Here is a 24,038-nt window from a genome sequence, read left to right as displayed (position 1 = left end):
GCCTCGAACGTAGGACGCCGCCGGAGCCTTTCCGGCGGCGTCTATTGCGTTCGGGGCCATGCTTGCGGCACATCGGTGAGCGTCCCGGTCTCGGGATCGCGCAGGAGTCTGCGGGCATATTGCACCGTCATGCTTCCAACCTGTGCCGTGACCCTGACGTCGTAGACATCGGATCGCCAGCCCGTGAGCACCGGTTGCAGGATCCCCAGACTGGCCAAATCTTCGCGTGTCAGAAACCCTCTGGCCGTGCGCCGCATCACAAGACTTCGGGCGACGATGGCATTGCCAAAGACCGCGTGCAAAACGGGCTCGGGGGCCGTGTTCAGGTTGATGGCCGCAGGCGCGGGCAGCGTTGTCACAAAAGGTGCCAGCCTGTCCAGAAGCAGATCATCGATCCCGAATCGGCGCAGATCCTGCGGCGCGGCAAGCGGCCCTTCACTGCGGAGGACATCGCTGATCCGAGCGCCAATCTCCTCGGGCAGCTGCAGCGCTGCGAGCAGCCTCGCGAAGACCCGCTGCTGTGCAATGGCGGTATTGGTCAGGCTGTTAAGGTCGAACAAACCCTGCGCGTCTCGGAGTGCCACGGCATAGCTGCCGACGTCAAATGTGACCTCTTCCTGCGCGATCTGCCCCCACGGTTCTTGCGGGTGGTCGCTGTCGGGACCCATCGTCAGGTCGCGCCGCAGCGCAGAGCGCAGCGATGCCACGCCGCCCTTGGCCAAGGCGAAGGCCTGGGTTCTGTTCGACGCTTCCCGGGTCTCGGAAATGGCGCGCTCTTCGGCGCTGAGCATCGCCTGGACCAGCGTTGCGGCGATGGCCATGACCAACAGAACATTGATCAGTGCGACGCCGTCTTTTGAAGGACGACGGCTCATGGCTGCTCGGTCAGAGCGGGTGGCACGGGTACCAGTTTTCGCACCGCGACTGTGCTGTCGCCCTCGGGCCGTATGACGAGTTCAATGGCGGCCCGCTGATCTGGTGTGCCGGACGTAGCTGGGGTCACAAACCGCCAAGCGGCTGAAGCAGGCGGCGGAAGGAGTTGTTGCTCAAGCCGGTCAAGCCCCGTGCGGTCGATGCGACGGATCATGCCTCTGGGTGTCTGAGCGTAGCTCACAGAGCCATCACCTGCGGCAAGTGACAGCTGTTCGGCGCTGATCGTCGGCCGGGTCTGAGTGCGGAGAACATCTGTTTCGAAGATCTGCAGGGCGATCTCTATCCGTGCAAGTGCAGCAAGCCGTCCGGTTGTCTGGCGGTCCGTGCGCAGGATCGTATCGAGCACGGCAAAACTGGCGAGGCCGATCAGCGAGAAGACCGAAAGCGCCACCAGCATCTCAATCAGTGTCACACCAGATCGGCCGCAGCGATGGGTCATGCCACTTTCATCACCCGGCCGTCCTTGAGTTGAAGCACAGCGAGCTCGCGTGCGCAGGTGCGGTCCTTACGGAAGGCGCAGGGGCCCAGCAGCCCTTTCATCGGTGCGCCTCCAGTCATCTGGATTTGCCCGCTGCGCGCGCGGGGCAAGCGGTTTGCCAGCAGCACAGCATCCACTGCCAGACCCGAGATGATGCCCATCTCTTCGCCCAAAGCGTTGCGATAGCTGGCGGAGAGGTTTTCAAAAAGAACCGGGTCTGGCCCGACAAAACGCACATCTCCCGCCATCTTCAGGGCCGCGGCGGGAACATCCGCCCATTGCACCGACCCGATCACCTCAATACCGGCTGCACTCGCCTGTTTGGCCAGGCTGCGGCTGCGTCTGTCGGCAGCCGGAAGGTACAGGCTGTCTGGAGCCTGCCCGGCGTTGGAGGAGAGCAGGGCGTCCAAGGCACGGTCGGAACCTTCGGCGGGCAGTGGCGGCAGCGCGGTCAGGCCGCTGGCCTTCGCCGCTTTAACCAGTGCGGCGGTCGACCGCGCGCCGAACGCTCCGGGAGGGGGCCGCAGGGTGATCGTCTTCGCCCCGGATTTCGCGGCGAACCGGGCGGCGGCCCCGGCGGATTGTGCTGGAGTGACGCCGAAGACCCAAGCACCGGCCGCAGCCAGCTGATCATTGTTCGACAGTGTGATGACGTATGGCTCGGGTCCGGATTTAAGGACCGCTGCAGTGTGATTGGAGAAGAGAGGCCCCACGATGATATCGGCCCCGGCGGCCTGGGCTTGTTTGGCCGCGGCCACCGCGCCCTCGGGCGACGGTCCAGTGTCAAAGACTGCCGCCCGTTGCAGCAGCCCGCGCCGGTCCTCGGCGAACCACACCGCCTTGGCCATGGTCTGGCCGAGATCGGCCTGGGGCCCGGAGAGTGGCACCAGCAGGGCCGTTTTTGCAAGCCCTGCCGAGGGCGCGTTTTCGGGGCGGGGTGCCGCACCGCAGGCGGCCACAAAGGGCAAGAGCCCAACCGCGCCGAGACGCGACAGAAGCTTTCGTCTGGAACAGGCTGTGGACATGGCGCGGTCTCCTTCTTGGCCAAGGCTGATGGATCAGCCGACGAGGGTGTTAAGGTTGACAATGGGCAGCAGGATCGCGAGCACGAGCAGCATCACGATGCCGCCCATCACCAGCAGCACCAACGGCTCGACCAGACCCACGAGTGCCTTGATGGTAGCATCAAGCCTGTGGCTGGTGTCCTCGGCATGGCGTGCAAGTGCGTCCGGCAGGGAACCGCCCGCTTCGCCACTGGCGACCATGGTGATCATCACCGGCGAAAAGACGCGGTGCCGCGCCATCGCCTGTGACAGGGCGGTGCCATCCCGCACGGCAGTTGTGACCTGGGAGAGGATTCCGCGGTAGGTCAGATTGCTGACAGTGCGGGCGGCGGCGGCGAGGGCGTCATCAAGCGCCACGCCGCTTTGCGTCAAGGTGGCGAGCGTTCCCGAGAATTGCACCGCCGCAATTTGGCGGACGAGCGGCATCCGCAGAAGCGCCTGGTGCAGCCGCTGGCGCGCCGCGGTTTGGCGCAGCGCCTGCCAGACTGCGCCCGCCATCAACGAGAGCAGGCCCAGCATCCACGGCCACCAGACCAGCAGCCCGTCACTGAGCGCGATGAGCGCGCGGGTGAGCCCCGGTAGCTCCGCCCCCCGGCGTGCGAAGACGCGTACGATGTCCGGCACGACGAACATCAACAGGGCGATCACGACTGCTACGGAGACAAGCGCGAGGATGGCGGGGTAGATCAACGCGAGCTGTACGCTGTTGCGGTTGCGCGATCTCGTCTCCACATGGGCGGCCAGATGGGTCAAGACCGCCGCCAATCGTCCGGCGGTTTCACCCGCCCGAACGGAGGCGATGTAGAAGCCGTCAAAGGCGCGCGGATGTTTGGCGAGGGCTGCTGCGAGGCTGCGCCCGTCCAAGATGGTGGCGCGCATGTCGGCGGTGAGCGACGAGAGCCGTACACCCGATTGCCTGCCGACTGCTGCCAGCGCGTCCTCGATCCGTACGCCGCTGCCCAAAAGTGTCGCCAGCTGGCGCGTCAATACGGCCAGTTCGGAGGGTTTGAGGGATGTCCGCGCCGGGAGGGACAGAGATACTCCGCGCCGTGCCGCTTTCACTTCCAATGGCAGAAGACCCCGCGCGCGCAATGATCGGATCGCGGCCTGCTGTGAGGTGGCAGTGATGTTACCCTCTTGCCGCTGGCCGTCGGCGGTTGTTGCGACAAATCGGAAGCCTGGCATGATCAGCCCTCAGTCCCATGTGTGACGCGCAGCACTTCTTGCGGTGTGGTGAGGCCCGCCCGGACCTTCTCCAGTCCGTCCGCCAAAAGGGTCTGGGACTGCTGCGTGGCGATGGCCTGCAGGTCGGCGTCCTGCACCCCGCCGGTGATGGCGGCTTCCAGCGCAGCGGTGCCTTCGATCACCTCATAGAGGGCCACCCGGCCGCGATAGCCCGTGTCGCCGCAGGCACGACAGCCTGTGCCTTTTTGGAAAACCTCACCCGCCGACGCGCCGAGAGAGGCCGCCGCGACCGTGCCAAGGCGGTGATCCGTTGCGCAGTCCTGACAGATGCACCGCACCAGCCTCTGTGCGATCAGCCCTCTTAACATCGGCGCCAAAAGGAACCGTTGCACGCCGAGATCGACAAGACGCCCCACGCTGCCAATGGCGGTATTGGTGTGCAGAGTGGAGAGGACTAGATGGCCGGTCATTGCGCTTTCCACCGCGATGCGGGCCGTTTCGCCGTCCCGGATTTCGCCGACCATGATCACATCCGGGTCCTGGCGCAAAATTGCCCGCAGCCCGCGCGCGAAGGTGAGGTCCGTTGCGGTGTTGACCTGCATTTGACCAATCCCATCGAGCGCGTATTCGATCGGATCCTCGATCGTCATGATGTTCCGCTTGCGGTTGTTCAGCGCATCAAGCGCCGCGTAGAGCGTGGTGGTCTTGCCGGACCCGGTTGGGCCGGTCACCAGGACGATGCCGTCCGGCCGGGCGAGCATGCGTGTGAAGGCTCTTTGCGCCTCGGATCCCATGCCGAGGCTGCTGACACCGGTGCGTGTCTGCCCACGATCCAAAAGGCGCAGCACCACCCGCTCGCCATATTGCGCGGGCAGGGTCGAGATGCGCACGTCGAGCTCATACTCGCCGACACGCAGCGACACCCGCCCGTCCTGTGGCACCCGCTTTTCGGAGATGTCGAGTTTGGCCATAACCTTGATCCGGCTGGTGAGCAGGGGCGCGATGGCGCGGGAGGGTTCAAGCACCTCGCGCAACACCCCGTCGACGCGGAACCGCACGACGAGCCGTTTCTCCTCCACCTCGATATGCACATCCGACGCGGCCTCGCGGATCGCTTCCAGAAGCAGCGCGTTGATCAGGCGGACAACAGGCGCGTCGTTGGTCTGATCGAGCAGGTCATCGACGGCCGCAGCGTCATCGGCAAGCTCGTTGAGATCCGGATCACCGGCACCGGCTTCGGCGGCGGCATCCTCCGCGCTGTCACGATAAAGACATTCAATGTGGTCGGCCAAGTCATCCGGTGTGACCCGTCTCAGCTGCAGCAGACCAGGTTGATTTCGTTGCGCTTCGACCACGGCAGTTATCGGCGTTTTGGCCGTGACAAGGCAGGTTTCACCATCGTCTAGAATCACCAGTCCGTGGTTGCGCGCATAGCTGTAAGACACACGGGGGATCATCGGCCTGGCTCCAACACGATCCGCGCTGAGACCATGCCCGGCGCCGTGAGGCGCCCCACCTCGAGCGAGGCAACGCGCAGCCCGTCGTCGCCCGTCAGAACTGCCAGCCAGTCAATTACAGAAGGATAGGGGGTTTCATCGAGTGTGACCGAGATCGCCCCCTGCGACGGGTCCAGACGACGGATTGAAATGTTTGCAGCCTCCGCCCGCCGGGTCAGCACGCTGGCCAGGGGTCGGGCCGTGGCGGGCGCTTGTGTCAGCGTGGTGGTGGTTGCAAGTAGTTCTGCGATTGCATCGGCCTTGTGAATTCGTGCCCGGCTATCGGCCCTGTCCTGCGCGAGCGGCAGGATTGCCAGCGCAGTCACAAACCAGGCACCCATCGCAGCACCGCAGAGCAGGAGCAGTCGGCGCTCGCGGTCCGTGAGGCGGCGGATCACGGACCGCTCCTGACCTGTAGAAGAACTTCCGCGCCGGCCTCGGTGGTGTTGGCCGTCCCGCTGGTGACGCGCAGGCCCGCATTTGCAAGCGCGGCTTCGGCGCGTTGCAGCGGGCCGAAATCATTGCCTTGAATGAGCAGGGTCATCACCCCGTCTCGCGCGCCATAGCGCAGCTCGCGAAAGGTGATTTGCGGGGCCTCGGCCTGCAGGGCTTGAGATACATGAGAGAGGAGGGTCATGAACGGGTCCTGTTGTACGGGGGTGGAGGCGCTGGCCACACGGGCTTCGATCAGCTGCAGAGGCTGATCTGCGGTAAGGTCAGGCAGCCGCGCGGTGAGTTCTGCGCTGGCGCGGGCCATGTGATCGTCGGCGATCCGTGACAGCGCCCGCACGTCTGCCGCCAGAAGTGACATGTGGCCACCCGCCGCCACCAGTGCCGCGGCGAGAGCGCACTGCACGAAGCGCCGCGGCATCCGTTTGCGATGCCTGAACGCCCCATGGCGCAGGTCAAGCTGCAGATCTTCGACGTCAAACGGGGGTACCGGGCCCGCTATGTCATAGATCGGAAGGCCTCCTGCGACCGGCCCATTGAGTGATGTGAGTGTGGGTTTGCCCGCCAGTGCCCAGAACGCTGGAAGTTCCGCACTGCGACATAGAAATCCGGTGCCGTCGGAGGCGCGCACGTAGATAGCCCCAGCGTCTTGCCAGAGATACCATGCGGGAGTGTCCGACCGGGGGCGGGGCATGCCAAGCACGTCGGGCACAGCGATGCCTGGCCGGTCGTCCTCTTCCAGCGCGGCGGCGAGGGTGGCATCATCACAGACAGCGACCAAATAGTGGTCGGGCCCAAGCCGTGGCCCGAGAGCCGGGGTTGGGGCGTGAGCGTTGTCGCTCAGCTGTCCCTCCAACGCGTAAGCCAGCGCCTTGACGCGCTGGCGATGGGTTTTCAGGGGCAGCGGCACCGAAAAAAGCGTTACCTTTGCCGTTGGGAGGATGATGGGGTCAGGTAAGCTTGCCGCGCGCGCCGCCTCTATCAGCCGCCGCGCGAGCGGCCTGCAGATCGGCGGCGCAAATGCCGGTTGCGGGCAGGTCACCAGAGCGTGAGCTCCGGATTTTCCACCTTCTTCCGTGGGTTGGGCGCAGCCACCATCGTATTGTGTAAACATTTGTTTTTCCACAATAAAAACTCTTTTCAGCACAATTTTTTATGCCTATGTACTCAGGATTACGAGACTCGGAAGGAAAAGGTTTCATGACTCATTACGCTTTGAAACGCGCGCGTCGACCCCGCGATGCAGGTGTCACTTTGATTGAAATGATGGTGGTTCTGGTGATGATTTCAGTCGTCGCGGCGATCATCGTACCAAATGTCATCGGCCGCCCGGATGAGGCCCGGACCAGTGTCGCAGAGACCGATTTGCGATCTATCGCAAGCGCGCTGGAGCTCTATCGCCTCGACAACCGAAGCTATCCTACCACGGTGCAGGGCCTTGCGGCGCTTGTTGACCAGCCGGTCAGCCCGCCGGTACCCCGCAACTGGGCGCAGGGCGGCTATCTGACCGCACTGCCGCAGGACCCTTGGGGCAATGCCTATGTGTACCGCTCGCCCGGTGCCAGTGGCGCCTTCGACTTGGTATCGCTGGGGTCGGATGGTGTGCCGGGCGGCGATGGTGCGGCAACCGACATCCCGCTGGGTGGTCGACAGGCAGGGCTTCAATCGCAATGACCCGCAGGTCCGGCACGGCCGGTGTCACGCTGGTGGAGATGCTGGTCGTGCTTGTTCTGATTGGCGTGCTGTCGGGGGCGGTGGCACTTGGCCTGTCAAACCGTCCCTCGGGCGATCAGGCGGAGTTGAGCGCCCTTAAACTGACGGCCGATCTCGACCGCGCGGTGCGCTATGCGCTCGATCATCAGCTGGCGTTCGGCCTCAAGGCCGATCCGCAAGGCTATTCGGTTTTACTGTCCTCAGAGGGGGGCTGGCGGCCGCATCCTGATCCCGCTCTGCAAGAGGTGAAACTTTTCCCGTCCAACCTGCGTATCTCGATGCAGGACCACGATGGTGTGGTCTTTCGCGTGTCACGGACCCTTGTCCCAGACGACAACAGGCCGTGGCGCGCAACATTGGGGCATGGGGCGTCCGCGCGTGACGTGATCTTTGACGGGGTCACGGCGCGGATTGCCCCAGCAGGCGGAGGCTAGACAGGATGCACAGGGTTCAGGACGCGGGATTTACTCTCATTGAATCGCTTGTGGCTCTGGGTGTCCTGTCGACCGCAGCCGTTTTTTTGCTGGCGGCCACGCAGTCTCATGTAACGCGCATCGGTATGATCGCGGACCGCAAAACGGCGCTGTGGGTCGCGGAAAACCGTCTTGTGGAATTGGAGCTGGGCGTTCCGGACCTGCCGTCCGACGTCGAGGCGCTCGGCCATCTCTGGCACATCACCACGGAGCGGCAGGCTACCTCCGATCCCGATCTCGCCCGTGTCGATATTAGGGTCAACCCGCAAGGCCCACATGCGGAGGCTGCCAGCGCGCTGCTGACGGGTTTCATCGAGACACGGACAGCGGGCGGATCATGAGGGTCGATTTTTGGACAGTCGGGCAATGGGGCCTGTTGCTCTCGGCTGTTGCCTCGCTCGTGGTCGCTGCACCACCGGTTGCAAGGCACACACTGGGGATCGTCGTTCTTGAGCAACCGGCGCAGAGACAAGCGGCGCCCTTGGCCATGGAGCTTCAGGACACGGACCTGACCGCCGTTTTAGCGCTTGCTCCCTTCGGGCGCGCGGTTGCAAGCGGGCCGGAGATCGCTGGATCTTCGACGGAGGGGCACCCGGACATGGCGCTCAAAGGGGTCTTTTCTGCGCCGGATGGCGGCAACTCCTCAGCGCTGATTGCGATATCGGAGGATCAGGCGTTCTACGGCATGGGAGACTTGATTTCCGCCGACTTGCGCCTGCTAAGCATTGCCGCGGATCACGTGGTTATCGCAGCGCCGGATGGCACCATTACCCTATACTTCGATCAGGCGGCAGAAACCGAGCTCGCGGCATCCGCCGCCAACGTCAAGGAAACCGGCGCGCTTAACGATCAGCTGCGCAGCGCCGTCGTGATCGCCGACAGAAACCAGCGCGCGGGCGCGCCGCAAACGACCGAAGACTACATCAGCTACTGGCGCCGCAAGATCCGCAAGAACCCGCAGGCCGTTCTGGAAACCATCGGCCTGGAGCCCGCTGACGATGGGTACAGAATTGCCCAGACGCACAATCGCGGCGTGCGCCTTGCCGGTCTTCAGGCGGGTGATCTGGTGCGCAGCGTCAATGGGCGTGCCGTTGGGAACCCGGATGAGGATCGTGGTGCTTATGACCAGATCGCCGCCTCCGGTCACGCCCGCCTTGAGGTGCAAAGGGGCAACAAAACTCTCACCTTTTCCTTTCCGCTGCGGTGAGGGTCATGCTGCGTTTCACTTCCGTTTTGCTCTGCGTGCTGCTTATCGCTGCCCCGTTGACCGCGCAGGAGACATCAGAGACCTTCGTGATCAATCTGCGCGATACAGATGTGACGGTGCTCGCTGAACAGGTGGCCGACATAAGCGGGCGCACCCTTGTCGTTCACCCGGACCTGCGCGGTGAGATCACCGTGGTTTCTGCCGAACCACTGGATGCGGAAGGCGCGTGGGAGCTCTTTCAGTCGATCCTGAGGGTCCGCGGCTTTCAAGCGGTGCAGAGCGGCGCGGTCTGGCAGGTGCTGCCACTGGAGGCCGCACGCACGGCGGCGCGGGTCAGCGGCGCCCAGAAACCCGGAAGTCAGGACTTCGTGACCCGCCTTGTGCCGCTCGACCGGGTGCCCGCCGCAGAGGCTGTGCGCGTGCTGCGCCCGCTGGTGGCCGCCTCCGGATCGATCGAAGCGCTGGACGACCCCAATGCGCTGGTGATCACCGACACCTTTGAGAGCACTGCGCGGATCATGCAACTGGCCGCCGATCTCGATCAGGAAGACACGCGCCAGTCCCGCGTTCTGCGGTTCAAGCATACGCAAGCTGCTGTCATCGGCGCGGCAATCGTCGAGGTGTTGGGCCCTGACCCGAATGGCGCGCGCCTGTCCGTCGATCCGGGCTCGAACACGCTGGTTGTGCGCGGCACGGCCAGGGACCTTGAGGAAATCGAAGCGCTGGCACAGTCGATGGACCTGCCGCCGGAGGAAAACCCGCAGGTGGCGCTGAACACCCAGGTGATCCGGCTGAAGTTCGGCGAAGCCACGCAGGTGGCCGAGTTGGTCCGTGCGACCTTGTCGGGGTCGGCCGGGCTCACCAACCCGGTGGCTGACAGCCTCGATTCGACCGGCCTGCAAAGCACGGCTGCGGAGGGGGATGCACCCGAGATTTCCGTGCAGCCTTCGACCGAACTGAATGCGGTGGTGGTGCGGGGGACTGCCGCCCAGGTGCGCGAAGTGGCGGCCCTTGTCGGTCAGCTCGATCAACGCCGTGCTCAGGTGCTGATCGAAGCGGCCATCGTGGAAGTGTCGGGCGATGTTGCCCAACGCCTGAGCGCGCAGTTGGGTTTTGGCGATCTTGCCCCGCCCGGCGGGCTGGCTGCGACCTCCTTCAGCAATGGCGGGGTCTCGCTCGGCTCGGTCCTCTCGGCCATCGGTGTGCCCAATGCCAGTTTGGCGCCTCCGGGCGGGACCTTCAGCATCGGGAACGACAGTTTTGGTCTGCTGTTGCAAGCGCTGAACCAGACCAGCAAGGCCAACCTGTTGTCGACCCCGTCTCTGACGACCTTGGACAACCAGGCCGCCTCCATCGTTGTCGGTCAGAACGTGCCGTTCCGCACCGGATCCTTCGCCACCGACGGCAACACGGTGCAGCCCTTCACCACCATCGAGCGGCGTGACGTTGGCATCACGATGAACGTGCTGCCGCGCGTGAATGCTGGCGACGTGGTGCGCCTGGACATCAGCCAGGAGGTATCGTCGTTGGTAAACGCGAACCTGGAGGGTGCTGCGGACCTGATCACCAACCGCCGTTCCATTGAAACGAGTGTTCTGGCTGATGACGGGGCCACGATTGTCCTTGGCGGCTTGATTACGCGGGACGATCTGGAAAGCCTGCAGAAAGTGCCCGGGGCAGGGGACATTCCGCTGCTCGGCAACCTTTTCAAATCCCGCAGCACGACCAGCAATCGGCGCACGCTTTTCGTGTTCCTGAAGCCCACCATCCTGCGATCTGCACCGGACATCCGAGAAACGTATGATACGCGATTGAAAGCGCTCAGCCGGGCGCGCGCCGCGCAAACCCCGCAGGGCCGTGACCGTCGCGCGCCTGTACGACTTGAAATTGGGGGACTGTATTGATGAGCAACCTGACGACAGCACGGGACGCACCTGCGCCCCATCCTCCAATGGACGGCGAGGTTGAATTGTCCGACCTGATTTGCCGGGTTGCCCTACGGGATCGAGGTGCCTTTGACCGGCTCTATCTGGCCACATCCCGCAAGCTTTTTGGTGTGGCGCTGCGGATGCTGCGCGACCCTACCGAGGCCGAAGACGCCACACAGGACGTCTACGTGCGCATTTGGCAAAAGGCGGCCCGATTCCGGCCAGGTCATGCGCATCCGATGTCATGGCTGATTGCCATCGCCCGTAACCTGTGTATCGATCGGCTGCGGCAACGCAAAGCGCCAGCGGTGCCGATCACCGATGCGACCGATGTGGCCGACCCGGCACCCGGGCCGGAAGCGGCGACAGCGCAATCTCAGCAACGTACCCAACTGGACAACTGCCTGGACAAACTCAGCGCGCGCAAGGCGGAGGCTGTCAGATCGGCCTACATGGAGGGGTATAGTTACCAGGATCTGGCGGACCGGTTTCAGATACCGATCAACACGGTGCGGACATGGTTGCGCCGCAGCCTCCAAGTCTTGCGGGACTGTCTGAAGGAGAGCTCGTTGTGACGGATCGGGAGGATGACGATATCCAGGCCGCTGAATACATTATCGGTCTGATGCCATTGGCGGATCGCAAGGAGTTCGAAACGCGTCTGCAAACCGATACGGCGTTGGCCGCGCATGTTAATGACTGGACAGATCGGCTAGCCCCCTTCAACGCCGATTATGCAGACAGCGCGCCGCCACCGGCAGTAAAGGATGCCATCGATCAGCGGCTGTTCGCGTCGCCCGTGGCGCGCGGGAACTGGTGGTCGGCGCTGCGCATCAGGTGGGCCGTAATCACGGCGGCGCTGGCAGCGGTTGTGCTGGTGCTTGGTCTGCAGACCCTGCAAACGCAGCCGAAGCTTGTGGCCCAGTTGGATCCGGTGGAGATGGGGTACCGCTTTGCTGCGACGTACAATCGCGATACCGGCGTGCTGATGGTCTCGACGCTCGAAGCCGTCGACATCCCTGACCGGGCGCTGGAGCTTTGGGCGATTGGCGAGGCCGGTGTGCCCATGTCGCTCGGGCTGCTTATTGCATCGGAGGATTTTGCGATATCCACCGGCCTGCAATTGCAACCCGGAACGACGCTGGCGGTCAGTCTTGAGCCGCTGGGCGGGTCACCCACCGGGGCGCCCACCGGCCCGGTCCTGTCGGCGGGGGTGCTGAGCGATGTTTAGAAAGCTTCTGCTGGCGCTGGTCGGTCTGGCCCCGGCCAGCGTTATGGCGCATGAGTTCTGGTTGCAGCCCGACGCGTTTGTGCTGGAGACGGGGGCGTCGGTGTCGATCATTGTGCGCATCGGAGAGGACCTGGAGGGGCGGCCCTTTCTGTTCGACCCCCGTGCGTATCGGTCTACACTGTGGTCCGGCCCCGAACGGAAGGTCGAGTTGAGCTCCCTGCCATCACGCGCAGAATTCAACGGCCTGCCCGCCTATGGGACCGGCCTGCACAGCCTGACAGTGTCTTCGTTCGAACAGTCACTCACCTACCGTGATCAGACAGAACTGCAGCGGTTCCTCAAGTCGGTCGGGCAAGAAGAACTGCTGATGTCCGTCGCGGCGCAAAGTCTTCCGCGCACGCAGATCACGGAAAGCTATACGCGATCTTCAAAGGTTCTCGTTCACTTTGGTCAGGTAGAAGGCAGAGATACCCGGGTGAGCACGGGGCGGGAATGGGTCGCCCTGGAGGATGGCTTCGTACTGTTCGACAATGACGGTACCGCAGGAGAACAGCAGGTACAGATTTACTGCAAGACGCAGAGCGACAACCATGCTGTCATCCGACAAGACACAAGGACGCAGAGCGATGGACACATTTTTCCTGATCTGCCGCCGGACGCGATGTGTTTGCTAAACGCCGTTTTCGTCGAACTGGCCGGATCAGGCAGTGACCTGACGAGTGGCTGGGTTTCTCTCCTTCTGCAAACTCCTGAGCCAAGAGCTGCTGTGAAGAAGAGCGAAGGGGATCGGCCGTGAAGGTTTGGGTGAAATCGCCAATCGTATCTGGATACAGCGGTGGATCGACATCCTGACGGAATTGCCGATGAAGCTTTGATAGCTTCTCATCAGATCTGGCATACATCTTGTTGGTAATGCCATTGAGCTTCCTTTTTGCAGCTCGCTTGTTGGTGGTGCCGGTGGAACGCTTCACCTGCTTCATAGAGCCGGTTTGCAACGGTGCGGGCAGGGTACGCACACGTCATACTTGCCGCTCTTTGCAGTCAGTTTAACCAACGCTGGGGCATGATAGTCAGACCGATTTTCGAGGCCTGTATTGCGCAGTTGATGGTCCATCATACAACCGAGGTGAGATCGAAACCTATTCATTTTCAATGAGTTGGTAGGGTTACAAAGAATTTTTATGCTTTGGTGGAAAGACAGTCCGCCTATGAAATATTTAAAACAAATGATACTAATTGCATCTAAAAATCTACACCAGTTTTAGGCCACATAAAATACCACACCAGGTTGCAACAATACTCCATTCGTGCAGATAGCGTTCTCTGTCCAAACCTTTCAAATGAATGTCTACGAAGTCCGCGTTGCCGTCATTGGTGCACATTGCAGTAAATGTCCGATGAGAGCCCAAAGCGAACCCACCGGGATGCTCAAAGAGACCTTTTGTGGAGACATAGTTTTGCCCGATTTGAGTGGTCAGCTCTTTGAACCGAGTCTAAGCAAGATTGGCCAGTGAAAGACCTACCAGAAAGCCCCGAAAACTACCCCGGAAGTGATGCAAGTCCAGACGAGATTCTGAACTTGGCCTCAGCCTACTCCGAAGCTGCTAATGCCTTGTTTGATGCGGCGAAAAAGGGGCGTGCACTTTCGTACGCTCCCGCTCGTCTTTGCGCAATTCACGCCACTGAATTGTTTTTGAATGCGTTTTTGCGTCGCAGCGGGGAAAGTCCGGAGCGCATTCGCGGACGTCTACACAACCTAGCGGATGACGATTTCTGTAATACTTTGCGTCTGAAGAAGAAGACGGCCAAGCACTTGGTCGACATGACTGACCGCCGGGAATACCTGATCTCGCGGTATGCGCCCGAACTGACCTCGCAACACACCGAGCTTACCAGATTGAAGGCTACGCTCAACGAAGTGCAATCAAAGGTGACGCATTACTTCGATAGTTCCTGACGGTTAAGGCATTGAGCTTGATAGCGAACGCCCACTTCGTCCGCATAGTGGTCACTGGCGCAACCGGAGCGCCGTGTTTTCCACGTCGGCAGGCGGTCGATATGCACCTGGCGGCTGATTTCTTCAAAGGTCGGGATTTCGCGATGAGCCTTAAACCGAGGATTCAAGCCAGCCTTGGCCATCCGGCGATATTCAAGCGCGCGTTCTCTCGCTTGATTGAGCGTGACGATATCCGCGCGCGCCAAACTGAAATCCGTCCGCAGCGGTGCGCCCTTGCGGTTTTTCTGACCTTTCACGGTAACGCGAACAATCCAGCGCCGCGCGCCAGACCGGTCAACGACCAGATACAACCCCCCGCCATCGCCGTGGCGACCGGGTTCAAGGTTCTCTACCAGTTTCTTTGTAAGCTTGCCGCATAGCGTCGCCATCAACAATTACCACGATGTGTACCACTCAACGAAAGTACAGTAGTACAATCGGGCAAAAGCTAATCCAAAGCGAAAGTTGCCAAGTGACTATGAAAATATAGCGATTTTACAACCAGCAATAATTCGATGAAACGAAAGGTGGTCATGGCGGAGAGACAGGGATTCGAACCCTGGGTGGGCTTGCACCCACAACGGTTTTCGAGACCGCCCCGTTCGACCACTCCGGCACCTCTCCGTGGTTGATTTCCCTACGCTTTTCCTATTCCGCCCGCAAGGCCCTTTATCGGTTTGAAAACTGGTTTTTGGATTTCAAGTTCTGGTGCGTTTTTCCCTTGTTTGGTGCTGGCCTTTTTGCGTCGCGGTGTTGCGGATGTGGGCTGCAAGATCGGTCTACAGGCCGCGACGCTTGCTGCCTTCCAGTGCCCGCTCGTGGTTTTCACGAAGCCAGTGCATTGTTTCTTGTTGATTGCATGGATTAACGTGTGTATAAAAATATGTGGAGATTGGGTGAAATGAAGCTGAATCGCGCGCGCATGACTTTTGGCTTGCGTCAACAGTTCTGTCGGACAAGGACGCTGCGTTGACTGCGCGGCAAGAGCGGCGCTTTTCACCATCGGACGATTGCTGACACCTGTATTTCCTTTGAGGACGGCTCGCACCGGAAAATCAGGTGCCATTGATCTCCGCCGGGTAAATACAAGCGAGGTGAAAGGAAAAGGATATGACAAAATCTGAGCCATTGACCAGCACAGGCGGTAAGGTGCGCGAGCTTGATGCGTATTTCTTTAAAAAGGCAAAGCGCGGCAGACCCTTTCTGGATGCTCGAAAAAAGCGTGTGCGCTTGAACTTCACGCTGGATCCAGACGTCGCAGCGGCTCTGCGCGCGGCGGATGAAAATGCAAGCGAGCGGGTCAATCGTCTGCTGCGCAAGGATTTGGGGCTGTAATTCATCTGGATTTTGCCGCTTTCCAGTGTGGAACGTGAGAAACGGTGTCGAGCCAATAGGTGGCATTGCGCGGCTTATGGCTGAGTAGGGGGCGTCACGCGCGGCTGCCTCGGTTTCTGTGCCCTTTCTTTGCCTCACCGGGGCAGTGCACTTGCGGCGTCACGGCACAGCAAAGGCGAACAGATATTGATTGGCTTTGTATCTGGACGATGTGGACGCCAAGGGGCGCTATTTATGGTGGAAGGGGTTTGCCCTGACGCCCCATATTCTGGACTTCAAAACCCGATCTGCGTGGCTTTGACGATTCATAGCGACCTCGGAACAGGCCTGAGACATCCCGTTCAAAGACACCGGCAACTCTCCTAAGGTGCTACGGTTGGGACCCGTTGGCTCTTCCGCCTGTGATGAGAGCCTATTGGCCAGCCAGCGCCTTACACGGGAAATTTCATTGCCCTGCGGATTAAAACACTTAAGTTTTCCACGAACGGCAAAACGCCCCTACAGGAGACCGACATGACACCTTTGATCCGACAGTGCGCTTCGTTCCTAATGGTAACAGTGATGGCAGGTGTGCTTGCAGGGCAGGCCCGCACGGCCGATCTAGACCGGCTTGAGGCGTTTCTGGAAGTGACTGGCTTTGACGTGGCGCTGGAGAGCATCAAGCTGACAGCAGAGACGGCACCGAACATGATCGGGCTGGAGGCGGATGATTTCGGGTCAGAGTGGACCCGTCTTGTGGAAGATGTCTTCGATACGGACCAGATGCACGCCATGGCGCTGGATATCTTGTCTCAGACCTTGAGCGACGAGCTTCTGACCCACGCGGTCGATTTCTATGCGTCCGACCTGGGCCAACGTTTGGTTGTGGCGGAAAACGCCTCGCATATGAAGGAAGATGAGGAGCTCAAGAGCGAAAGCGGAGAGGCGATTGTTGCCGGGCTGGTGCAGATCGGCTCGCCCCGTCTGGAAGAATTGAAGCGGCTCAACAAGGCGACGGGATCTGAAGATGCCTCGATCCGTGCCATCCAGGAGGTACAGGTGCGGTTTCTGATGGCGGCGGCGGCGGCTGGCGTCATTGAATTGCGTATGGAGGAAGCCGACCTGCGCGAAAGCCTCAAATCGCAGGAGGGGGAGATGCGGCGCAGCATGCAGATCTCCGCGCTGTCGGGGTCGGCCTATACCTATCAGGCGTTTTCGGACGCCGATGTCACGGCCTATGCGGATGCGCTCGAAAATCCCAAGATGCAGCGGGTTTATGAGTTGATGAATGCGGTGCAGTTCGAGATCATGGCCAACCGGTATGAGGCCGTGGCCGATCGGATGAGCGCGCTACAACCCAGTCAGGACCTCTGACCGATGCGCGCCGCCGTCCTTGCCTTTGCGTTTTGCCTGATGGCCGTGCCGCTCTGGGCGGATGCGCGGGTGACCGTGCTGATGGACGCGCTGCGGGTGCCGGAACTGGTAGATGCCCTGCGCACAGAAGGGTTGAGCGACGCCCAAGGCCTCAACGACGATATGCTGAACGGGCAGGGGGGCGCTTTCTGGCAGGAGCAGGTCTCTCAACTCTATGCGCCCAACGCCATCGAGGACAGTTTCTATCACGCGGTGAAAACGAGCATGAATCCGGAGGCGCTTGACGTGGCGGTGCAGTTCTTTGACAGCCTGCGCGGGCAACGTATTACAGGGTTGGAGATCGCCGCGCGCAAGGCAATGATGGACCCTTCCGTTGAAGAAGCCGCCTCCGAAGCCTTTGCCAGCCTGCCAGACGATGATCCGCATCGCCGTTTGCTGACGGAATTCGTCACGGCCAATGACTTTCTGGAGCTGAACGTGGCCTTGACCATGAGCGCCAGCTATCAATTCTCCCGCGGCCTGGCGGATGGCGGGTTGCTGCAGATGACGGAAGACCAGATCCTTGCGCAAGTATGGGAGTCGGAGCAGACGTTGCGGACAGAGGCGCAATCCTGGCTGCACGGATACTTCCTGCTGGCCCAGCAACCGCTGGAGATCAGTGACCTCGAAGCCTATGTGGCCTTTTCACGCAGCCCGGCAGGCAAGCAGCTAAATGCTGCGCTTTTCAAAGGATACGAGAGCGTTTTCACCGACATCGCCTATGGTCTGGGGCGGGCTGTGGCCCTCAACGCGGCGGGCAACGATATCTGAGGGATCGTGCTTGACATGGGCGTGTGGGTGGTGCACATGGCGGCTTCATAAATGAGGTCCGGTTCGCCGGGCCTTGTTCTCTTTTAAAACGATCACTCCGACCGGAGTGCGCTGTTCGAGGTGGCCGTCAGGCCAAAACGCCCAAGCTTGGGGACCACAGGACGCGGTTGAGCAAAGGAAATGCTATGTTTGCAGTCCTCAAGACTGGCGGCAAGCAGTACAAGGTTCAGGCGGGCGATACGCTCCGTGTTGAGAAGCTGGCTGCTGATGCGGGTGAAACCGTTCAATTCAACGATATTCTGATGCTGGGGGGCGACAAGACCGTTGTCGGCGCACCCTTCGTCAAAGACGCCGGCGTTCAGGCCGAGGTCGTCGATCAGGTCAAGGGCGAGAAGGTCATCAACTTCGTCAAGCGCCGCCGGAAGCACTCTTCCAAGCGCACGAAGGGCCACCGTCAGAAACTGACCCTGATCAAGGTCACCGATATTCTGGCCTCCGGCGCGGATAAATCGGGTGTGAAAGCAGCCATGGGCGCAGGCTCCGTTTCCGCGAAAGCGGTCGAAGCGGCAGCACCCAAGAAAGCGGCCCCGAAGAAAGCCGAAGCCAAGGCCGACGCGCCGAAGGCAAAAGCGGCTCCCAAGGCAGCCAAGGCCGACGCGGGCGCGGACGATCTGAAAAAGCTGTCCGGCGTGGGCCCGGCGCTTGAGAAAAAACTGATCGAAGGCGGCGTGACCTCCTTTGCGCAGATTGCGGCATGGACCGAAGAGGACGTTGCTGCTATGGACGAGAAACTGTCGTTCAAAGGCCGGATCGAGCGTGAAGGCTGGATCGAACAGGCCAAAGAACTGGCTAAAGGCTAAGGAGAGACCAAATGGCACATAAAAAAGCAGGTGGTTCATCCCGGAACGGTCGCGACTCAGCGGGTCGTCGCCTTGGCGTGAAACTTTATGGTGGCCAGGCGGCCATCCCCGGCAACATCATCGTGCGTCAGCGCGGCACCAAGTTCTGGCCGGGTGAAGGCGTGGGCATGGGCAAGGATCACACGATCTTTGCAACCGTCGACGGCGCCGTGACCTTCCACAAGGGCCTTAAGAACCGTACGTTTATTTCGGTCCTGCCAGTGGCGGAGGCCGCTGAATAAGCCTTTTCCCAAGGACATGACACATTCAGGGGGATCGGCGACACCGCCGGTCCCCTTTCTCATTTTCGCCACACCAAAGTGTTAGGCCAAGCCGATGTCAGAATGCATCCAGACCCAACGCCTCGTTCTGCGCCCGCACCGGGCGGAGGATGCGGGCGCTGTGGCCGCGCTGATCGGCAATCACACCGTCGCGCGATGGTTGCCGGGTGTTCCGCATCCCTATACCGAGGCCGATGCACTGGCGTTTTTTGCCCGGGATCGGGTGCAGGATGAGGCGCTGGTCATCACCCTGAATGGCGAGCTGATTGGCGGCTGCGGGATCGATGAGGAGTTGGGCTATTGGCTCGGCGAACCCTTCTGTGGGCATGGATACGCCAGCGAGGCTGCGCGCGCGTTGATCGAGCGGTATTTTGCAAGAACGCAAGTACCGCTGATGTCCGGGCACCGGGTCGGAAATGCCGCCTCGCGTCGGGTGCTGTGCGGGCTTGGCTTCGCGGATGCGGACCTCGTGTGGCGGCACAGCCTTCTCGAAAGTGCAGAGGTTGAGATCCAGCAGATGGTCCTATCTGCCGAGCAGTGGAGTGCGGCAGCATGAGCGTCGCGGTCACCTCTTTCGCGATTTTCGCGGCCAGTCAGGTCGGCACGCCAGGACCGGCCAATATGGCCCTGATGACCACCGGGGCGCGCTATGGCTTTCGCGCAGCGCTACCCTTTGTGGCGGGTGTCGCGCTTGGCAAGCAGTTGGTGATCTGGCCCGTTGGGTTTGGCCTGATGGAACTGGCAGAGCAGGCGCCCTGGATCTTCGAGGCGCTGAAATACGCCTCGGCTGCCTACATCATCTGGCTGGCATGGCGCGTGGCGCATGCGCGGCTGGGCGACGTGGATCAGGCGCAAGCGGCCCCCGGTTTTGCCGCGGGCCTGATCGTGCATCCGCTTAACCCCAAGGCCTGGGCCATGATTGTGGGCGGATTCACGGCCTTCGTGGCCCCCGGCACGCCGGTTATTGAGGCAACAGCAACCATTGCTGCTGTATTGCTCGGTTGCCAGGTTCTGCTGCATCCGCTCTGGACACTTGCCGGTGAGGGGATCGCAAGCACCATAGCAGGAACGGCAATGGAGCCTTATCTAATGTGGACCCTCGCGGCGGTAACCGTCGCGTCGGTGTTGTTCGTATTGTTCGGAGGAGGGACATGACGGTGGAAATGGGAAAGATCACGGTACAGCCGACCGTTGAAACGGAGCGTTTTGTTCTGCGGCCCCTGCGCAAGTCTGACATGGGGCTGATCGAGCTTTATGGCGGCGATGAACGCGTGGCGCGCATGACCACCAGCATTCCACACCCTCTGCCGCCCGGCCGGACCGAAGCCTTTGTCGCCCGCGCCATGTCGAATGACCGGGACGAAGACGTCTGGGCCATGGATGGCACCATCGCCGACGGCTCTGAGCTGATGGGCTTGATCTCGCTGGAGCGGATGGATCGCGACCAGTCGGAGGTCAGCTATTGGGTCGCACCGCCCTATTGGAACACGGGCCTCGCGTCGGACGCGGTGCAGGCGCTGGTCCAGGCGAACCCGCTGGAGAACAAGACCATGTTCGCCAGTGTCTTTCAGGACAATCCGGCCTCGGCGCGGGTGCTGACACATTGCGGCTTTGAATACCTCGGCGATGCCGAAAGTTTCAGCGTGGCGCGTGACACCACCGTACCCACCTGGACCTATTTGCGAAAACTGTGATTGAGGGCCGCGCCCCTTAAGGCTAGGAAGCCCCCATGAAGTTTCTCGATCTGTGCAAAGTATACATCCGCTCTGGCGCGGGCGGCGGTGGCTGCGTCAGCTTCCGGCGGGAGAAGTATATCGAATACGGCGGGCCCGATGGCGGTGACGGCGGCACCGGTGGCTCGGTCTGGGCCGAAGCGGTGGAGGGGCTGAACACGCTCATCGATTTCCGCTATCAGCAGCATTTCTTTGCCAAGAACGGCATCCCCGGCATGGGCCGCCAACGTACGGGTGCGGATGGCGATGATATCGTGTTGCGGGTGCCGGTGGGCACAGAGATCCTGGATGAGGATCAGGAAACGGTGATCGCCGATCTCACCGAAGTGGGCCAGCGCGTGCAACTGGCCCGGGGCGGCAATGGCGGGTTTGGCAACCTGCATTTCAAATCCTCGACCAATCAGGCGCCGCGCCGGGCCAATCCGGGGCAGGAGGGGGTCGAACGCACGCTGTGGCTGCGGCTGAAACTGATTGCGGATGTGGGGCTGCTGGGGCTGCCCAATGCGGGTAAATCCACCTTCCTTGCGGCCACATCCAACGCGCGCCCCAAGATCGCCGACTATCCGTTCACCACCCTGCACCCCAATCTCGGGGTCGTCGGTGTGGACAATACCGAATTCGTCGTGGCTGACATTCCCGGCCTGATCGAAGGCGCGTCCGAGGGCAGGGGGCTGGGGGATCTCTTCCTGGGCCATGTGGAGCGTTGTTCGGTTCTGCTGCACCTGGTCGATGGCACGTCCGAGAGCGTTGCAGAAGACTATCAGACCATCATCACCGAGTTGGAAGCTTATGGCGGCGACCTTGCGGAAAAGCCAAGGGTGACGGTCCTGAACAAGATCGACGCATTGGACGAAGACGAAAGGGCCGCTGCGCGTGAAGCGCTTGAAAAGGCCAGTGGCGGCGCGGTGATGCTGATGTCCGGTGTCGCCCGCGAGGGTGTAACGGAGGTGCTGCGCACGCTGCGCGGGCAGATCGACGACGACCGTTTGCGCCACAAACCTGTCGTGGAGGAAGAGCCGTGGCATCCCTGACCGCCGCCCGGCGGATCGTGGTCAAGATCGGCTCTGCCCTGCTGGTAGACCGCCAGACCGGGCATCTGCGCGCTGACTGGTTGACGTCACTGGCCGAAGACATCGCCTGGCTGAAAGCACGGCAGGTTGACGTTGTCCTGGTCTCCTCCGGCTCCATTGCCTTGGGGCGGGGGGTGTTGGGACTGCCCTCGCAGGAGCTGGCGCTGGAACAGTCACAAGCCGCTGCTGCCGTCGGGCAGATCCGGCTCGCGCGCGCCTATGAAGAGGTGCTGGCCCCGCATGGCATCACCACCGCGCAGGTGCTGGTCACGCTCGAGGACAGCACCAACCGCCGTCGCTATCTCAACAGCCGCGCCACGTTGGAGCAGCTTTTGTCGCTGGGCGTTGTTGCCATCGTGAATGAGAACGACACCATTGCCACTGATGAAATCCGTTTTGGCGACAACGACAGGCTGGCGGCACAGATCGCCGTGACCGTGGGCGCGGATCAGTTGATCCTGCTGTCGGATGTGGATGGGTTCTACAGCGCGAACCCGAATGAAGATCCGCAGGCAAAACGGTTCGATGTCATCGACAAGATCACCAGCAAGATCGAAGAGATGGCGGGCGATGCGGGCTCCGGTCTCTCCAAGGGTGGGATGAAGACAAAACTGATGGCCGCCAAAACGGCCACCGCCGCCGGCTGTGCGATGGCGATCACCGAAGGATCGCCGATGAACCCGCTGCGCCAGCTTCATACCGGTGCGCCCGCCACCTGGTTCACCGCTGATACGGACCCCCAGGCCGCCCGCAAGGGCTGGATTGCCGCGATGAAGCCGCGCGGCACGGTCACTTTGGACGCAGGTGCCGTGGCCGCACTGATGTCCGGCAAGAGCTTGCTGCCAGCAGGCGTTGCCGCCGTGTCAGGCACCTTCCAGCGTGGTGATGCCGTCGCGATTGCGGATGGGAGCGGCCATATTCTGGGCCACGGTCTGGCCCGCTATACCGCAGAAGAGGCCCAGATCATCAAAGGCAGGAAATCGCAGGAAATCGATGCGCTGCTGGGGTATCCCGGGCGCGCTGCTTTAATCCACCGCGACGATATGGCATTGTAGCAACGGATTGAGCGCGAATTTCAATCTTCAATAGAATTAAAAACGGGATGTAGTGCAATGAAAGATATGGATAATATCCCAGTGATGATGGCCGAGATCGGCGCGCGAGCAAAAGCAGCGGCTGCCAGGCTCGCCTTTGCCAGCGCCGAGCGCAAGCATGCCGCCCTGATTTCCGCGGCAGAGCAGGTCTGGACCGACCGCGCCGCCATTCTGGACGCCAATGCCAAGGATTTGGACTACGGGCGCGAAAAGGGCCTGTCCGATGCGATGATGGACCGGCTGGCGCTGGACGAAGACCGGCTGCGCGGCATCATCGACGGGCTGCGCGCCATCGCCGAGCAGGCCGATCCTGTGGGCGAGGTGATCGCGGAATGGACACAGCCCACCGGGCTGCACATTCAACGGGTGCGAACACCGCTGGGGGTCGTCGGCGTGGTCTACGAAAGCCGCCCCAATGTGACGGCTGACGCCGGGGCGCTGTGTCTCAAGGCCGGAAATGCCGTCATTCTGCGCGGCGGATCGGAGAGTTTTCATTCCTCGTCAGCCTTGCACGCCTGCCTTGTGAAAGGGCTGCGCGATGCCGGTCTGCCGGAAGATGCCATTCAACTGGTGCCGACCCGTGACCGGGCCGCAGTGTCCGAAATGCTGACCATGACCGACACGATTGATGTGATCGTGCCGCGCGGCGGCAAAGGCCTCGTCGGTCTGGTACAGCGCGAGGCGCGGGTGCCGGTTTTCGCGCATCTCGAAGGCATTGTGCATATCTACATCGACAAGGACGCCGACCCAGAGAAGGTGCTTAAGGTCGTGCTCAACGCCAAGACCCGGCGCACGGGCATCTGTGGCTCTGCGGAATGCCTGCTGATTCATGAAGATATCGCGCAGACGATAGGGCGTGGCCTGATCCGCGCGCTGATCGACGCCGGTGTCGAAGTGCGCGCCGATGCGACATTGTCCGCGATCGAGGGCACCGTGGCGGCGCAAGACGACGACTGGGGGCAGGAATACCTCGATATGATCATCGCGGCGCGGGTGGTGCCCGATCTTGATGCGGCGATGGATCACATTCGCAGACACGGGTCGAACCACACGGACTGCATCCTGACCGAAGATGCGGAGGTCGCCCGACGCTTCATGACCGAACTGGATTCCGCGATCCTGATGCACAATGCATCGACGCAATTCGCCGATGGCGGCGAGTTCGGCATGGGGGCGGAGATTGGTATTGCCACGGGCAAGATGCACGCGCGCGGCCCGGTCGGGGCCGCTCAACTGACCAGTTTCAAGTATCTGGTCATCGGGGACGGGACGGTGCGCGCCTGACAGCCTTGCGGGCCCCGGGCTTGGT

The 24,038-nt window shown here is 61.6% G+C and carries 29 protein-coding genes and 1 tRNA gene; 20 read left to right on the top strand and 10 right to left on the bottom strand.

Annotation, left to right across the window (positions count from 1 at the left end):
• Nucleotides 1-41: 41 nt before the first annotated feature.
• The 7 genes from gspK to gspL are packed head-to-tail and all read right to left on the bottom strand — an operon-like array spanning nucleotide 42 to nucleotide 6,720.
• Entirely contained in the window at nucleotides 42-875 is an 834-nt protein-coding gene (gspK, locus tag Q1A52_RS19775) for a type II secretion system minor pseudopilin GspK (RefSeq protein WP_300019267.1), read from the bottom strand.
• Nucleotides 872-1,372 carry a type II secretion system protein J gene (locus Q1A52_RS19770; protein ID WP_300019265.1) on the bottom strand — a complete coding sequence of 167 codons (501 nt, stop codon included), beginning with the start codon at nucleotides 1,370-1,372 and terminating at the stop codon, nucleotides 872-874. Before Q1A52_RS19770 ends, gspK begins: the two co-directional genes overlap by 4 nt.
• Nucleotides 1,369-2,436, bottom strand: coding sequence for a penicillin-binding protein activator (locus tag Q1A52_RS19765; protein ID WP_300019263.1), 1,068 nt, complete (start codon nucleotides 2,434-2,436; stop codon nucleotides 1,369-1,371). The genes Q1A52_RS19770 and Q1A52_RS19765 overlap by 4 nt, the downstream gene beginning before the upstream one ends.
• Before the next feature lie 33 nt (nucleotides 2,437-2,469).
• Complete coding sequence (locus Q1A52_RS19760; RefSeq protein WP_300019261.1) at nucleotides 2,470-3,660, bottom strand: type II secretion system F family protein; 1,191 nt, start codon at nucleotides 3,658-3,660, stop codon at nucleotides 2,470-2,472.
• A gap of 2 nt (nucleotides 3,661-3,662) precedes the next feature.
• Nucleotides 3,663-5,117, bottom strand: a complete 1,455-nt coding sequence (locus tag Q1A52_RS19755; protein WP_300019259.1) for a GspE/PulE family protein — start codon at nucleotides 5,115-5,117, stop codon at nucleotides 3,663-3,665.
• On the bottom strand, nucleotides 5,114-5,554 hold the full coding sequence (gene gspM / locus Q1A52_RS19750; protein ID WP_300019257.1) for a type II secretion system protein GspM: 441 nt from the start codon (nucleotides 5,552-5,554) through the stop codon (nucleotides 5,114-5,116). The genes Q1A52_RS19755 and gspM overlap by 4 nt, the downstream gene beginning before the upstream one ends.
• Complete coding sequence (gene gspL, locus Q1A52_RS19745; protein WP_300019255.1) at nucleotides 5,551-6,720, bottom strand: type II secretion system protein GspL; 1,170 nt, start codon at nucleotides 6,718-6,720, stop codon at nucleotides 5,551-5,553. The genes gspM and gspL overlap by 4 nt, the downstream gene beginning before the upstream one ends.
• An 86-nt stretch (nucleotides 6,721-6,806) precedes the next feature.
• Between gspL and gspG the strand changes: the two genes are divergently transcribed.
• From gspG to Q1A52_RS19700, 9 genes are all read left to right on the top strand, one after another.
• Complete coding sequence (gene gspG / locus Q1A52_RS19740; RefSeq protein WP_300019253.1) at nucleotides 6,807-7,280, top strand: type II secretion system major pseudopilin GspG; 474 nt, start codon at nucleotides 6,807-6,809, stop codon at nucleotides 7,278-7,280.
• Nucleotides 7,277-7,753 carry a prepilin-type N-terminal cleavage/methylation domain-containing protein gene (locus tag Q1A52_RS19735; protein ID WP_300019251.1) on the top strand — a complete coding sequence of 159 codons (477 nt, stop codon included), beginning with the start codon at nucleotides 7,277-7,279 and terminating at the stop codon, nucleotides 7,751-7,753. Before gspG ends, Q1A52_RS19735 begins: the two co-directional genes overlap by 4 nt.
• A gap of 5 nt (nucleotides 7,754-7,758) precedes the next feature.
• Nucleotides 7,759-8,133: a type II secretion system minor pseudopilin GspI gene (gene gspI / locus Q1A52_RS19730; RefSeq protein ID WP_300019249.1), complete on the top strand. Its 375-nt coding sequence runs from the start codon at nucleotides 7,759-7,761 to the stop codon at nucleotides 8,131-8,133.
• Nucleotides 8,130-8,999 carry a type II secretion system protein N gene (locus tag Q1A52_RS19725; protein WP_300019247.1) on the top strand — a complete coding sequence of 290 codons (870 nt, stop codon included), beginning with the start codon at nucleotides 8,130-8,132 and terminating at the stop codon, nucleotides 8,997-8,999. Before gspI ends, Q1A52_RS19725 begins: the two co-directional genes overlap by 4 nt.
• A gap of 5 nt (nucleotides 9,000-9,004) precedes the next feature.
• A complete protein-coding gene (gene gspD / locus Q1A52_RS19720; RefSeq protein WP_300019245.1) occupies nucleotides 9,005-10,903 on the top strand; it encodes a type II secretion system secretin GspD in 1,899 nt (632 codons plus the stop codon).
• Nucleotides 10,903-11,502, top strand: coding sequence for a sigma-70 family RNA polymerase sigma factor (locus tag Q1A52_RS19715; protein WP_300019243.1), 600 nt, complete (start codon nucleotides 10,903-10,905; stop codon nucleotides 11,500-11,502). Before gspD ends, Q1A52_RS19715 begins: the two co-directional genes overlap by 1 nt.
• Nucleotides 11,499-12,158 (top strand): anti-sigma factor, encoded by a 660-nt coding sequence (locus Q1A52_RS19710; RefSeq protein WP_300019241.1) that lies wholly within the window; start codon nucleotides 11,499-11,501, stop codon nucleotides 12,156-12,158. Before Q1A52_RS19715 ends, Q1A52_RS19710 begins: the two co-directional genes overlap by 4 nt.
• Nucleotides 12,151-12,954 (top strand): hypothetical protein, encoded by an 804-nt coding sequence (locus Q1A52_RS19705; RefSeq protein WP_300019239.1) that lies wholly within the window; start codon nucleotides 12,151-12,153, stop codon nucleotides 12,952-12,954. Before Q1A52_RS19710 ends, Q1A52_RS19705 begins: the two co-directional genes overlap by 8 nt.
• Nucleotides 12,955-13,668: 714 nt before the next feature.
• A complete protein-coding gene (locus tag Q1A52_RS19700; RefSeq protein ID WP_300019237.1) occupies nucleotides 13,669-14,115 on the top strand; it encodes a hypothetical protein in 447 nt (148 codons plus the stop codon).
• Here the strand turns inward: Q1A52_RS19700 and Q1A52_RS19695 are convergent.
• The 3 genes from Q1A52_RS19695 to Q1A52_RS19685 all read right to left on the bottom strand — a co-directional run bounded on the left by Q1A52_RS19695 (nucleotide 14,097) and on the right by Q1A52_RS19685 (nucleotide 15,220).
• Nucleotides 14,097-14,543, bottom strand: coding sequence for an Arm DNA-binding domain-containing protein (locus Q1A52_RS19695; RefSeq protein ID WP_300019235.1), 447 nt, complete (start codon nucleotides 14,541-14,543; stop codon nucleotides 14,097-14,099). The genes Q1A52_RS19700 and Q1A52_RS19695 overlap by 19 nt on opposite strands.
• A 145-nt stretch (nucleotides 14,544-14,688) precedes the next feature.
• Nucleotides 14,689-14,778, bottom strand: a tRNA-Ser gene (locus tag Q1A52_RS19690).
• A 13-nt stretch (nucleotides 14,779-14,791) separates the two neighbouring features.
• On the bottom strand, nucleotides 14,792-15,220 hold the full coding sequence (locus Q1A52_RS19685; protein ID WP_300019233.1) for a hypothetical protein: 429 nt from the start codon (nucleotides 15,218-15,220) through the stop codon (nucleotides 14,792-14,794).
• 44 nt (nucleotides 15,221-15,264) lie between these two features.
• On the opposite strand from Q1A52_RS19685, the gene Q1A52_RS19680 reads away from it, so the two are divergent.
• From Q1A52_RS19680 to Q1A52_RS19630, 11 genes are all read left to right on the top strand, one after another.
• Nucleotides 15,265-15,489, top strand: a complete 225-nt coding sequence (locus Q1A52_RS19680; RefSeq protein ID WP_300019231.1) for a BrnA antitoxin family protein — start codon at nucleotides 15,265-15,267, stop codon at nucleotides 15,487-15,489.
• Nucleotides 15,490-16,038: 549 nt separating this feature from the next.
• Nucleotides 16,039-16,842 carry a DUF2059 domain-containing protein gene (locus Q1A52_RS19675; protein WP_300019229.1) on the top strand — a complete coding sequence of 268 codons (804 nt, stop codon included), beginning with the start codon at nucleotides 16,039-16,041 and terminating at the stop codon, nucleotides 16,840-16,842.
• Nucleotides 16,843-16,845: 3 nt separating this feature from the next.
• A complete protein-coding gene (locus Q1A52_RS19670) occupies nucleotides 16,846-17,652 on the top strand; it encodes a hypothetical protein (protein WP_300019227.1) in 807 nt (268 codons plus the stop codon).
• A gap of 185 nt (nucleotides 17,653-17,837) precedes the next feature.
• Nucleotides 17,838-18,512, top strand: coding sequence for a 50S ribosomal protein L21 (locus Q1A52_RS19665; RefSeq protein ID WP_299827661.1), 675 nt, complete (start codon nucleotides 17,838-17,840; stop codon nucleotides 18,510-18,512).
• A gap of 11 nt (nucleotides 18,513-18,523) precedes the next feature.
• Nucleotides 18,524-18,793: a 50S ribosomal protein L27 gene (rpmA, locus tag Q1A52_RS19660; protein WP_195820307.1), complete on the top strand. Its 270-nt coding sequence runs from the start codon at nucleotides 18,524-18,526 to the stop codon at nucleotides 18,791-18,793.
• Nucleotides 18,794-18,887: 94 nt separating this feature from the next.
• A complete protein-coding gene (locus Q1A52_RS19655) occupies nucleotides 18,888-19,388 on the top strand; it encodes a GNAT family N-acetyltransferase (protein WP_300019225.1) in 501 nt (166 codons plus the stop codon).
• The gene (locus tag Q1A52_RS19650) at nucleotides 19,385-19,987 is read left to right on the top strand and encodes a LysE family translocator (protein WP_300019223.1); all 603 of its coding nucleotides are present in this window, start codon (nucleotides 19,385-19,387) and stop codon (nucleotides 19,985-19,987) included. The genes Q1A52_RS19655 and Q1A52_RS19650 overlap by 4 nt, the downstream gene beginning before the upstream one ends.
• Nucleotides 19,984-20,526, top strand: coding sequence for a GNAT family N-acetyltransferase (locus Q1A52_RS19645; protein ID WP_300019221.1), 543 nt, complete (start codon nucleotides 19,984-19,986; stop codon nucleotides 20,524-20,526). Before Q1A52_RS19650 ends, Q1A52_RS19645 begins: the two co-directional genes overlap by 4 nt.
• Before the next feature lie 35 nt (nucleotides 20,527-20,561).
• Nucleotides 20,562-21,596 carry a GTPase ObgE gene (gene obgE / locus Q1A52_RS19640; protein ID WP_300019219.1) on the top strand — a complete coding sequence of 345 codons (1,035 nt, stop codon included), beginning with the start codon at nucleotides 20,562-20,564 and terminating at the stop codon, nucleotides 21,594-21,596.
• Complete coding sequence (proB, locus tag Q1A52_RS19635) at nucleotides 21,584-22,690, top strand: glutamate 5-kinase (protein WP_300019217.1); 1,107 nt, start codon at nucleotides 21,584-21,586, stop codon at nucleotides 22,688-22,690. Before obgE ends, proB begins: the two co-directional genes overlap by 13 nt.
• Before the next feature lie 57 nt (nucleotides 22,691-22,747).
• Nucleotides 22,748-24,013, top strand: a complete 1,266-nt coding sequence (locus Q1A52_RS19630; RefSeq protein ID WP_300019216.1) for a glutamate-5-semialdehyde dehydrogenase — start codon at nucleotides 22,748-22,750, stop codon at nucleotides 24,011-24,013.
• Nucleotides 24,014-24,038: the final 25 nt, after the last annotated feature.

The organism is uncultured Roseobacter sp., assembly GCF_947488185.1.
In the GTDB taxonomy this organism is placed as follows: Bacteria; Pseudomonadota; Alphaproteobacteria; order Rhodobacterales; family Rhodobacteraceae; genus Roseobacter.
This window is presented reverse-complemented; position numbering and strand designations above follow the sequence as displayed.

Bases quoted from the DNA above. Each gene is read 5' to 3' on its own strand.
- Q1A52_RS19725 (WP_300019247.1), top strand. From the start codon at position 8,130: ATGAGGGTCGATTTTTGGACAGTCGGGCAATGGGGCCTGTTGCTCTCG.
- Q1A52_RS19735 (WP_300019251.1), top strand. From the start codon at position 7,277: ATGACCCGCAGGTCCGGCACGGCCGGTGTCACGCTGGTGGAGATGCTG.
- gspD (WP_300019245.1), top strand. From the start codon at position 9,005: ATGCTGCGTTTCACTTCCGTTTTGCTCTGCGTGCTGCTTATCGCTGCC.
- Q1A52_RS19665 (WP_299827661.1), top strand. From the start codon at position 17,838: ATGTTTGCAGTCCTCAAGACTGGCGGCAAGCAGTACAAGGTTCAGGCG.
- Q1A52_RS19760 (WP_300019261.1), bottom strand. From the start codon at position 3,660: ATGCCAGGCTTCCGATTTGTCGCAACAACCGCCGACGGCCAGCGGCAA.
- Q1A52_RS19715 (WP_300019243.1), top strand. From the start codon at position 10,903: ATGAGCAACCTGACGACAGCACGGGACGCACCTGCGCCCCATCCTCCA.
- Q1A52_RS19685 (WP_300019233.1), bottom strand. From the start codon at position 15,220: ATGGCACCTGATTTTCCGGTGCGAGCCGTCCTCAAAGGAAATACAGGT.
- gspK (WP_300019267.1), bottom strand. From the start codon at position 875: ATGAGCCGTCGTCCTTCAAAAGACGGCGTCGCACTGATCAATGTTCTG.
- Q1A52_RS19755 (WP_300019259.1), bottom strand. From the start codon at position 5,117: ATGATCCCCCGTGTGTCTTACAGCTATGCGCGCAACCACGGACTGGTG.
- Q1A52_RS19645 (WP_300019221.1), top strand. From the start codon at position 19,984: ATGACGGTGGAAATGGGAAAGATCACGGTACAGCCGACCGTTGAAACG.
- Q1A52_RS19650 (WP_300019223.1), top strand. From the start codon at position 19,385: ATGAGCGTCGCGGTCACCTCTTTCGCGATTTTCGCGGCCAGTCAGGTC.
- gspL (WP_300019255.1), bottom strand. From the start codon at position 6,720: ATGTTTACACAATACGATGGTGGCTGCGCCCAACCCACGGAAGAAGGT.
- Q1A52_RS19680 (WP_300019231.1), top strand. From the start codon at position 15,265: ATGACAAAATCTGAGCCATTGACCAGCACAGGCGGTAAGGTGCGCGAG.
- gspG (WP_300019253.1), top strand. From the start codon at position 6,807: ATGACTCATTACGCTTTGAAACGCGCGCGTCGACCCCGCGATGCAGGT.
- obgE (WP_300019219.1), top strand. From the start codon at position 20,562: ATGAAGTTTCTCGATCTGTGCAAAGTATACATCCGCTCTGGCGCGGGC.
- Q1A52_RS19630 (WP_300019216.1), top strand. From the start codon at position 22,748: ATGAAAGATATGGATAATATCCCAGTGATGATGGCCGAGATCGGCGCG.
- Q1A52_RS19670 (WP_300019227.1), top strand. From the start codon at position 16,846: ATGCGCGCCGCCGTCCTTGCCTTTGCGTTTTGCCTGATGGCCGTGCCG.
- Q1A52_RS19695 (WP_300019235.1), bottom strand. From the start codon at position 14,543: ATGGCGACGCTATGCGGCAAGCTTACAAAGAAACTGGTAGAGAACCTT.
- Q1A52_RS19765 (WP_300019263.1), bottom strand. From the start codon at position 2,436: ATGTCCACAGCCTGTTCCAGACGAAAGCTTCTGTCGCGTCTCGGCGCG.
- Q1A52_RS19770 (WP_300019265.1), bottom strand. From the start codon at position 1,372: ATGACCCATCGCTGCGGCCGATCTGGTGTGACACTGATTGAGATGCTG.
- rpmA (WP_195820307.1), top strand. From the start codon at position 18,524: ATGGCACATAAAAAAGCAGGTGGTTCATCCCGGAACGGTCGCGACTCA.
- Q1A52_RS19675 (WP_300019229.1), top strand. From the start codon at position 16,039: ATGGTAACAGTGATGGCAGGTGTGCTTGCAGGGCAGGCCCGCACGGCC.
- Q1A52_RS19705 (WP_300019239.1), top strand. From the start codon at position 12,151: ATGTTTAGAAAGCTTCTGCTGGCGCTGGTCGGTCTGGCCCCGGCCAGC.
- Q1A52_RS19655 (WP_300019225.1), top strand. From the start codon at position 18,888: ATGTCAGAATGCATCCAGACCCAACGCCTCGTTCTGCGCCCGCACCGG.
- gspI (WP_300019249.1), top strand. From the start codon at position 7,759: ATGCACAGGGTTCAGGACGCGGGATTTACTCTCATTGAATCGCTTGTG.